Origin of the sequence: Halobacillus sp. BBL2006 (assembly GCF_000786645.1) — a bacterium.
Classification (GTDB): Bacteria; Bacillota; Bacilli; order Bacillales; family Halobacillaceae; genus Halobacillus.
In genome coordinates this window covers 1-9,942 of the sequence record NZ_JRNX01000187.1, presented here as the reverse complement: position 1 = coordinate 9,942, position 9,942 = coordinate 1, and the positions used below count along the sequence as shown (strand labels likewise).

Below are 9,942 nucleotides of genomic sequence, written 5' to 3'. Positions count from 1 at the left end.
AACAATGGCAACCAAACCCCGCCAGTCAATCCCAGCAAAATATAACCAATGGAAGCAGCTCCGGCAGCGATACCCGCGTATGGGAGTTGAGTCATCACGTGATCAATATGATTGGAACCCGCTCCTGTAGAGGACAGGATCGTTGTATCGGAAATTGGAGAACAATGGTCACCGAATACTGAACCTGCTAATACAGCAGAAAGAGCTGGTAAGATAAGCGCAGGTTCTGTTACGGCTGCAATTTCTCCGGCAATCGGCAGCATGATGCCGAACGTTCCCCAAGAAGTTCCTGTAGAAAGTGCCATAAATCCAGAAATAACAAAAATTATAAATGGAAGAAAAGCAATATTAATATCTGCTTGGCTGAATTGCTGAGCCAAAAATTCTCCTGCACCTAATTGTCCAATGATATCTCCGATCATCCATGCGAAGATAAGGATATAAATGGCTGGAAGCATTGCTTTCAACCCTTCAGTAAACACATGAGACATCGAAGACTTTGGCTTGGGCTGTCCCACATAGAGGGCTCCAGCCACAGCTACAGCTGCAACTCCACCGATGAATAGTGAAATATTTACGTTTGTATTTGCAAAAATAGCAAGTAGATCAACGGTTCCCTCAGTATTGTTTACACCAGTCACAACCATTGAAATTACCGTTCCTGCAACTAAGGCAACAATAGGAAGAATCAAATGTGAGATTTTTCCATTATCATGTTCCTTGAATTCATCATTCAAATCACCAGGTATATCTCCCCTTTTAGGGTCCGTAAGTTTGCCTGTCTCCTTAGCACGTTTTTCATGGGCGCGCATTGGACCGATATCAAGCTTTAGAAAGATCGTCAAAAAGACGAGTAGGAGAGCTGCAAAGACATAGAAATTAGCCGGAATCATTCGTACAAACGCTTCTAACGCCTGATAATTTGTGATCTCATTTGCTGCTAATATACTGCCGATCGTCCCGATAATGTAAGCGCCCCAGCTTGAAATAGGCGAGATAACGGTAACAGGAGCAGAGGTAGAGTCGATGTAATAAGCTAACTTTGCTCTCGATACGTTGTATCGGTCCGTGACAGGTCGAGCAACTTGACCCACGGCAAGGGCATTGAAATAATCATCAATAAAGATAATAATACCTAGAATAGCTGGAATAAGCTTAGCACCGCGACGTGTACGGATTCTCTCAACCGCCCATTTTCCGAAGGCCTGACTTCCGCCTGAAGCCGTCATAAAGGCTGTCGTAATACCTAGAAGAAATAAAAAGGTAAGCAGGTATAAATTTCCTGTGTTCAATGATCCTTCACTGACAAAAATCGTTGCAAATAAAGACCATATTAAGGAAAGTCCAGCACCTATATCCAATTGCGTGAGCATAAATGCCCCGACGATAATCCCTATACCCAGGGATAAAATAACTTTTCTTGTAAATAATACAAGTAAAAGCATAAGTACTGCTGGAATTAAAGAATAAATGGTTCCTTCCATGATGTTCCCTCCGTAATTCTATTGATGTAATACGGGATAATTGGAAGGCTACTGTGGATAAAATTGAGGAATAAAAAAAGACAATGATAGAAAATAATCCATCATTGCCTTTGTGGCAATTCGATTATCCTCCATTTCGATCAGTAGCGCCCCATGCACCCAAATGAGCATGCATGACAGTGTATCTCCTCTTAAGAGAAACTACACCAGACTAAGATTGATTGACTCTCAACCACAGTCTTCGGCAATCACCCCTTTCTCCAATGTTCATAGCTTGTCATTGCTTCCATTGAATACTCTTGATGATCGCTCCTCTACCTCACCGATCTGATAAGGTCACGCATATTAAATTCTTTGCCATTTTATCAGCTTGATAGAATTATTGCAAGGGATCCATCGGATAGGAAAAAGATGGATCTCCGTCTTCACCCATTCCACCTCCATAGAAGTTCGGAACTTCTCCTAATATCGTAGCTGTATCGATAGGGATGTCGGTTTCTACAGTCGTCGTTTCTGTTGAGAAAGGAATCACAATTCGTACGTTAACTTCAATGTGAATCGACAATTGAAAGAGAGCAGCATTGATCCCATATTCCTTAATTTCACTTTGGAAATTCGATTGCACATCTCCAATAACACGTAACTGTACAGGGACTTTAGGACCCAGGTTAGCTAAGATCGTATTATTAGTCGCTTGGCCTACGGGAATTTCGATAAGCGTTGCTGGTTGTTCTCCTAAGTCCTCCTGTGTCATGTCAGGATCAATATCAGGCTCTAGAGAGGTATCCTCCATAGGCAGCTCATTCAGCTCCATTCGTTTTAAAAAGCTTTGCACGCGGTAAGTCGTGTTGCGCAGTACCCGGTTCACTACTACTGAATTCCATCCCATATATACAATATTGCCATCTGTATCTTTCTCCATTTTGACTAGATCATTAAATTGCAGGTCTTCCGCAATTTGTTTATTGACCGCTTCGTTGATCGCATCTCTTGCCAGCTGTTGTGTTTTTGTTTCTGCAATCCCGATGAGAGCCGGGGTAATCCCTCTGTTAATGAACCATAGACTCAAAGCTGTAAAGATTATAAAAAACAGAAAAGTCAGTACAATTCTTTTCCCAATTGAGGGTCCATGGGTGGCGTTCTTTTTGGTCATAAAACAACCCCTCCTGACCTAACTATATGCCATCAGAAAAGGGTTTAGGCATAATCTTATAAACTTATAGAATCTGCCTTCCAATTAATGATCACTCTGGCATAATATCTTGGAGAAGGGCATCTTCTGCACAGGAAAATCAGCTTATCAAACGTCACGATCATTTCTTGTAGATCAGTCTCTCATGTATGTCCCATCCGCACATAAAAACCCTCCTTCATCCAGCCAGAAGCTAAATGGAGAAGGGTTTTTCTAATTAATCTGAAGTTGATTTCAGAGCTTGAGTCAATACATCTCTGAGCAGCTCTGGCATATAATAACTCTTCTTGGCAGCATAAGCAATCTCAGGAAACAGTCGGCCAAATGTAAAAGTGTCTGCAGTGGCAAGGGTATAATTTCTGTCTTGATCAATCGGCTCTCCATTCAACGTCACATTCCTTACATGTGTTTCGCCATCGCGACCTTCGATAACTTCTATATCTACCCCGCTAAAAATCATTTTTCCAATGACTTCTCCCCTGAAACCAAAGCCCTTTAAACGGATCTCGGTCAATTTTCTCGTATGGGCAACACGGATCACTTCAAGAATTTCGTCACCTGACAGCTCAACTTTACACGGATTCATCGGATGAGGACAAATGCGGTGGACGTCTTCATAAGTGATTTCCCCCACCCCTAAATGATCTAATAGAATACCTGCATTCAGCATAGCAATGTCAGCATCCGTCCACTTTTGCAATTCTTGCGTAAGTCTGTTCATTAAAACCGTTTCTTGAAACCAGGCAATGTAAAGTGGTTTATTCAAATAGGTCACAGGAGTTTTCAGGTGAGCGACTGCTTTCTCCCTTATATCCTTCACTTCTTTTGTAACCTCTTCATTTTTCTTTAAATTTTCTGTAGGGACCGCATAAGCTTCTTTGCGTTCCAGTTTCCTGCTCTCATGGTCCCAAACTAGAATCACTTCTCCCAAATGAGTCCCGTGTTTGCCGGCTGCAGTTAATAACGCACCATCTATATACTCACCATTTTGAAATAAGTGATGGGTATGTCCACCGATAATGACATCGATTCCGTTATATTTGCGGGCGATTTCCTCATCATCATTGATCCCTAGATGAGATAAAAGCACCACAATATCAGATTCCTCTCTAACGCTATCCAGCACGGTATCCAATACTTCGAAAGGAGAGGATACGTCCCAGCCAATCTGCTCGTAGAATGTTTTAAATGGAGCAGTTAGACCAATCACTCCGATTTTCGTCCCTTGTTTAGATGTAATGATTTCATATGGTTTTAACCACGGGGGCTGGGGCTGTTTCCCATATTGTAAATTAGCACAGACCACATCAAATTGTGCTTCATCATACAAGGTGTAGAGGTCTTCACTGGACAGTGTAATGCCTTCGTTATTCCCAAGATTAGCGACATGATAACCTGCTTGATTCATAAGCGTGACATTGCCTTTTCCCATCAATCCTTCTGCAATAGGATGGAAACGATCGACATGATCCCCATTATCCAAAAGCCAATAAGTTTCGTCTTTACGCTTATGCTTCTCTATTTGTTCATTAAAATAGCCTACAATTTGTGGCCAATTTTCGAAATGACTATGTAAATCACTCGTATAGTATATAAAAAGTTTTTCCTTCATCATCAAGTCTCCTTATCCGATTCCTTGCCATATTAAACGGATACCGATCAATATGAGCAGTACCCTTAAGAACCATTCAACTGCTTGTCCATGAAGTCGGCGGTTGATCCAGGCCCCTATGGTCCCTCCGAGATAAGCTCCAGGAATGAAATAAAGTGTGTACGCCCATTCCACATGTCCCAAAAAGATATGGGTAGCGGAGCTGGAAATACTCGCAAAAAATATCATAAACATCGAAGTAGCCGTAGCTATATGAGGTGGGATTTGAAAAAGCAGAATCATGGCAGGTACCATCAATGATCCCCCACCGATACCAAGCAAGCCTGATAGCATCCCGACAACAAATGATAATACCAAACCGATGGAGATCGGCATTTGGTATGTAAAAGTCTCACCGTCTACGACTTTCTCTCTATACATTCCATTATGGAACAATGTAGAATCAGCACTTTTTCTAGGAATAAAGAACAATAAAGACACAAGGATCATGATGACGCCAAAGAAGAGCGAAAATCCATCTGTCTTAAAAAATTGGTTCAACCATGAACCTATTATTCCCCCAGGTACACTTCCAATTAAAAAAATGAGTCCGACTTTCTTATCTACCCGTTTATGCTTCATATAGGAAATTGCTGATGACATGCCCGTGAAAATCATGACAACTAATGATATGCCTACGATCGATTGAGGAGTTACCCAATCAAAAGAACTGAAATGATCACCTAAAAATAATAAGGATGGAACTAAAATCACGCCTCCGCCTAACCCGGCGATACTACCAATCAGTGCTGTTAATAATCCAATGATGAACATGGTCATGATGATCATAAAAAACATCCTTTACCTCTATATAGATAATATTATAGTATCACGTTTTCTATTCTTAAAACATCCAAGCCTTTGTTAAGATTTAATGTCACCATACAACCTCATACTTAAGCTTTTTTAATGGATTAAAGGGTTATTTAGCAATGGCAACAATGCACCATACTTTTGGTTGGTATTTCAATTTCTTTCCCTTTCATCTTATATTGCAGTGAACTATAGTTCTAATAATTACTGTGTAGATCTTATTTATGAAGAACTTTGTTTGGTAGTTGATGTTACCAACAACTCTTGGTATTCAGCCTTTCTATAACGCAGGTGAATGGTTTAGTAATAACTTTATCAAAATTAACAACAGATTTACCCATAGCAAGTACCGACAATTCTATAATTTGGTTAGAAATCACATGAATTTGGGAAATGATTTTTATAAGACCTTAAAAGGTGGGCGTTAATTTATGAGTGAAACATTCACAAGACAGATCGATAAAATGGGAAGGCTGGTAATCCCTAAAGAAATCAGAGACCATCTGGAATTGTCTGATCAAAACCTTAAGCTCGAACCCTTGAGTCATAAAAAAGGCCTGAAGCTTTCTATAACCAATGACGAAGGCGAGGCAATTAAGATGCTGGACAGCTATGGCCGCCTGCTTATCCCCGCCGATTATAGAAATGAACTGGATTGGAATCAAGAAAAGAAAATTTTTATTACGTTCAACCATGACTATGCTGTCCTCCAAGACCTAGTTCAAGTGTGTGAAATTTGTGGATCATCGGACTCGCTGGTATCCGTTAAGAAAAAATTAGTTTGTGAGGATTGTTTGGGGGATGGAAATGAACAAGTGGTAGACCGCTGGAGAGATTACATGCAGGAATTAGTCAGCTCTTACCTCGACTATTGTGAACTTTCCCTAGAACAAGAAGATGAGGAAAGTATTCATCAGGCCCGTGTCCACGGACGGAAAATTCGTGCCATACTAGAGTTCATCCATGTCCACAGCCACCCATTAGTGGATCGTTTAAATGCCGCTCATAAACGTTTAGGAAAAGTGAGAGAACGTGATGTGTTTATTGCAGAGTTTGAAGAACGTGCAGTACAGGCTTCTAAGGAGCAGCATGAAGAAGTTTATCGTCAGCTCAGCGACCAGGTAGGCAAGAAAAGACTTAAGCATCAAAAGAAACTTAAAAATAAGCTTCCTAAAATTATCGATGAAACTTTTGTAGAGCAATGGGAACATTTTAAGGATAAAGAACTGCGATATTACGTCCTGCCTCTTCAAGTTGAAGAAAGGATTCAGGAATTCGAAAGCGGGTTTGTTGAAGCAGTCGAACAGTATTTAGAAGTTTCTTCAAAGCAGGGGCAAAATGATGAAAAGACATTGGATGCCTTGCACTCAGTCCGTATTATTTCTAAAAAAACAAGGTACATTCATAATGCACTCCATACAATATATGAATCTGACTACAAGCAAGAAGCAAAATACTTCAAGTCATTTCAGAGGCACTTAGGTGAAATCAACGATCTAAAAGATTGGCTTGAAATATTCAACAAATACCGGGGCGATATCGACAGTAAGAAAAAGCATACAAAAGCAATTAATAAATTGTTGTTGAACGAATTGCACAACCTTATTGATGAATTGAATTTGGAGGAAAGCATTCAATACTTAAAGCAATAAAACTCTGCTACAACTATGAAAAAGAATAAGATAGATCCCGGAATATGGTATGAAGTGTAAACCCCTCCCCAATTAAAAAGAGGGGTTTTTTCATTATTTCAAATTTCAACTAAATTTAAGGGATACAGTTAGGGTACCTATAAACATAAAAAATACCCCCTGTCACAAATATTGTTGTAACAAGGGGGGGGAAGTTATTATCCGATAGAACCTTCCATTTCGAATTTGATCAGGCGGTTCATTTCTACGGCATATTCCATAGGCAATTCTTTTGTGAAAGGCTCAATGAAGCCCATGACGATCATTTCAGTCGCCTCTTCTTCAGAGATGCCTCGACTCATCAGATAGAACAATTGCTCTTCAGAGACTTTAGAAACTTTCGCTTCGTGCTCTAGAGAGATGTTCTCATTCATGATTTCATTATAAGGAATCGTATCTGAAGTGGACTCGTTATCCATAATCAACGTATCACATTCAACGTTGGATCGAGCACCTTCAGCTTTTCGTCCAAATTGAACAATCCCACGATACGTTACTTTACCACCATGTTTAGAGATGGATTTAGAAACGATCGTAGAGGACGTGTTCGGTGCCAAGTGGTGCATTTTAGCTCCTGCGTCCTGGTGCTGTCCTTTACCAGCAAGTGCGATGGATAGAGTCATTCCACGTGCTCCTTCTCCTTTAAGAAGAACAGCAGGATATTTCATCGTAAGCTTGGATCCAAGGTTACCATCAACCCATTCCATTGTTGCGTTAGACTCGGCTACCGCACGTTTTGTAACCAGGTTATAAACGTTGTTGGCCCAGTTTTGAATTGTTGTATAGCGGCAATAAGCGTTATCTTTCACGAAGATTTCAACTACCGCACTGTGAAGAGAGCTTGAAGAGTACGTAGGTGCTGTACAACCCTCTACATAGTGTACAGATGATCCTTCATCTGCAATGATCAACGTACGTTCAAACTGACCCATGTTTTCTGAATTGATACGGAAGTAAGCCTGTAGCGGCGTCTCAACCTTCGTATCTTTCGGTACATAGATGAAAGAACCTCCAGACCATACGGCTGAGTTCAACGCTGCGAACTTGTTATCAGATGGAGGAATGACTTTACCGAAATATTCTTTAAAGATATCTTCATTCTCTTTAAGAGCAGAATCGGTATCTTTAAAGATGACCCCCATATCTTCAAGGTCTTTCTCCATGTTGTGATAAACGACCTCAGATTCGTACTGAGCGGATACACCGGCAAGGTATTTTTGCTCAGCTTCAGGAATTCCTAAACGATCGAAGGTGTTCTTAATCTCTTCAGGAACTTCATCCCAAGAACGTTCGGAACGTTCAGAAGGTTTAACATAGTACGTAATATCATCAAAATTTAGTTCGGACAAGTCGCCGCCCCATTGAGGCATCGGCATTTTATAAAACTGCTCTAAAGACTTAAGACGGAAGTCGAGCATCCACTTAGGTTCCTCTTTATAATTGGAGATCTGTTCAACTACTTCTTTCGTTAAACCTTTTTGGGTACGGAAGATCGAAACGTCTTTCTCATGGAACCCATACTGGTATTCTCCGACTTCTGGCGCTTTTTTAGCCATGATTATATACCTCCTTTTGGTATTGAAACAAGCTTAATCCTGCTTCTCTTCATCCACACCTTTTTCCATTGCCTTCCAGGCCAACGTGGCGCATTTGATTCGTGCTGGAAATTTAGAAACTCCTTGAAGAGCTTCGATATCTCCTAAATCAATATCTTCTTCATCTATTTCCTTGCCTTGCATCAAATCCGAGAAGATTTCAGACATTCTAAGTGCTTCATCTATTGGTTTTCCTTTTATAGCCTGAGTCATCATGGAAGCCGATGATAAACTGATTGAACAACCTTCTCCATCGAATTTTGCATCTTTAACGACTCCTTCATCCACTTGCAATTGAAGCTGGATGCGGTCTCCGCATGTAGGATTGTTCATATCGACCGTCATATGATCGCCTTCAATCGAACCACGATTTCTCGGGTTCTTATAATGATCCATGATGACTTGGCGATATAGCGTATCTAAGTTATTAAAAGACATCGCCAAAATACTCCTTTGTTGTTTGTAATCCTTCAACAAGTCGGTCAATCTCTTCTTCTGTATTGTAAAGATAAAAACTAGCTCTCGCAGTTGCAGATACTTCAAGCCATCTCATTAATGGCTGCGCACAGTGGTGACCAGCTCTAACAGCTATTCCTTCAGCGTCAAGCACTGTAGCTAAGTCATGAGGGTGAACGTCTGATAAATTAAACGTGACTAACCCTGCCCGTTCTTGTGGACCGTAGATAGTCATTCCATCTACCTTGCTCATTTGCTGTTGGGCGTACTCCGCAAGTTTTTGTTCGTGTGCTTTAATGTCGTCCAGACCAATTTCAGTTAAGAAATCGATCGCTGCACCTAATCCTACTGCACCAGCAATGATTGGTGTCCCGCCTTCGAATTTCCAAGGCAGCTCTTTCCAAGTAGAATCATACCAGTTTACAAAATCGATCATCTCGCCACCGAATTCAACTGGCTCCATCTTATTGAGAAGAGATTTCTTACCGTAAAGGACGCCAATTCCCGTAGGGCCACACATTTTATGACCTGAAAAGGCATAGAAATCTGCGTCAATGTCTTGAACATCGATTTTCATGTGTGGAGCACTCTGTGCACCGTCCACAAGCATCACAGCCCCTTGCTTGTGAGCCATTTGTGCTATTTCTTTTACTGGATTAATCGTTCCTAAAACGTTGGAGACATGCATGATGGCCACTATTTTAGTGTTCTCAGTAATCGTTTCCCTTGCATCATCAAGGTTAATCGTTCCATCTGACTGCAACGGCATATATTTTAAAGTAGCACCTGTCTCTTTCGCTACCTGCTGCCAAGGAATGATATTACTATGGTGTTCCATTGGAGTGATGACAATTTCGTCACCTTCTCCAAGGTTTGTTCTTCCATAACTTGCAGCAACAGTATTGATTGCTGTTGTAGTACCGCGGGTGAAAATGACTTCTTGAGTACTCGCTGCGTTAATAAAGCGTCGTACTTTTTCACGTGCTCCTTCATACTCGTCGGTCGCCTTTGTCCCTAGCGTATGGACCCCACGGTGAACATTTGAATTATAGCCACGGTA

Annotated in this window: 8 protein-coding genes and 1 riboswitch; of the genes, 1 reads left to right on the top strand and 7 read right to left on the bottom strand. The window is 40.9% G+C overall.

The features are described 5' to 3' along the window. From LD39_RS06690 to LD39_RS06675, 4 genes are all read right to left on the bottom strand, one after another. Positions 1–1,484: Na+/H+ antiporter NhaC family protein (locus LD39_RS06690; RefSeq protein ID WP_035544338.1), on the bottom strand; the 1,484-nt coding region annotated here is incomplete at its 3' end. Positions 1,485–1,620: 136 nt separating this feature from the next. Further along, positions 1,621–1,809: riboswitch (Lysine riboswitch) on the bottom strand. Positions 1,810–1,863: 54 nt separating this feature from the next. Further along, complete coding sequence (gene yunB / locus LD39_RS06685; RefSeq protein ID WP_035544327.1) at positions 1,864–2,637, bottom strand: sporulation protein YunB; 774 nt, start codon at positions 2,635–2,637, stop codon at positions 1,864–1,866. 256 nt (positions 2,638–2,893) lie between these two features. Continuing rightward, positions 2,894–4,288: a bifunctional UDP-sugar hydrolase/5'-nucleotidase gene (locus tag LD39_RS06680; protein ID WP_035544320.1), complete on the bottom strand. Its 1,395-nt coding sequence runs from the start codon at positions 4,286–4,288 to the stop codon at positions 2,894–2,896. A gap of 12 nt (positions 4,289–4,300) precedes the next feature. Continuing rightward, positions 4,301–5,116, bottom strand: a complete 816-nt coding sequence (locus LD39_RS06675; RefSeq protein ID WP_035544312.1) for a sulfite exporter TauE/SafE family protein — start codon at positions 5,114–5,116, stop codon at positions 4,301–4,303. A 455-nt stretch (positions 5,117–5,571) separates the two neighbouring features. Here LD39_RS06675 and LD39_RS06670 point away from each other — a divergent pair, with 455 nt between their 5' ends. Then, complete coding sequence (locus LD39_RS06670; RefSeq protein WP_035544306.1) at positions 5,572–6,792, top strand: CHAD domain-containing protein; 1,221 nt, start codon at positions 5,572–5,574, stop codon at positions 6,790–6,792. A 197-nt stretch (positions 6,793–6,989) separates the two neighbouring features. Here the strand turns inward: LD39_RS06670 and sufB are convergent, their stop codons facing one another. The 3 genes from sufB to LD39_RS06655 all read right to left on the bottom strand — a co-directional run. Beyond that, complete coding sequence (sufB, locus tag LD39_RS06665) at positions 6,990–8,387, bottom strand: Fe-S cluster assembly protein SufB (protein ID WP_035544301.1); 1,398 nt, start codon at positions 8,385–8,387, stop codon at positions 6,990–6,992. 33 nt (positions 8,388–8,420) lie between these two features. After that, positions 8,421–8,864, bottom strand: a complete 444-nt coding sequence (gene sufU, locus LD39_RS06660) for a Fe-S cluster assembly sulfur transfer protein SufU (RefSeq protein WP_035544299.1) — start codon at positions 8,862–8,864, stop codon at positions 8,421–8,423. Beyond that, positions 8,854–9,942, bottom strand: a 1,089-nt coding sequence (locus tag LD39_RS06655) for a cysteine desulfurase (protein ID WP_035544290.1), incomplete at its 5' end; no start/stop codon positions are given. The genes LD39_RS06655 and sufU, both read right to left, overlap by 11 nt.

Excerpts from the sequence above, each read along its gene's own strand:
- yunB (WP_035544327.1), bottom strand. The coding sequence starts at position 2,637 with ATGACCAAAAAGAACGCCACCCATGGACCCTCAATTGGGAAAAGAATT.
- LD39_RS06680 (WP_035544320.1), bottom strand. The coding sequence starts at position 4,288 with ATGAAGGAAAAACTTTTTATATACTATACGAGTGATTTACATAGTCAT.
- LD39_RS06675 (WP_035544312.1), bottom strand. The coding sequence starts at position 5,116 with ATGATCATCATGACCATGTTCATCATTGGATTATTAACAGCACTGATT.
- LD39_RS06670 (WP_035544306.1), top strand. The coding sequence starts at position 5,572 with ATGAGTGAAACATTCACAAGACAGATCGATAAAATGGGAAGGCTGGTA.
- sufB (WP_035544301.1), bottom strand. The coding sequence starts at position 8,387 with ATGGCTAAAAAAGCGCCAGAAGTCGGAGAATACCAGTATGGGTTCCAT.
- sufU (WP_035544299.1), bottom strand. The coding sequence starts at position 8,864 with ATGTCTTTTAATAACTTAGATACGCTATATCGCCAAGTCATCATGGAT.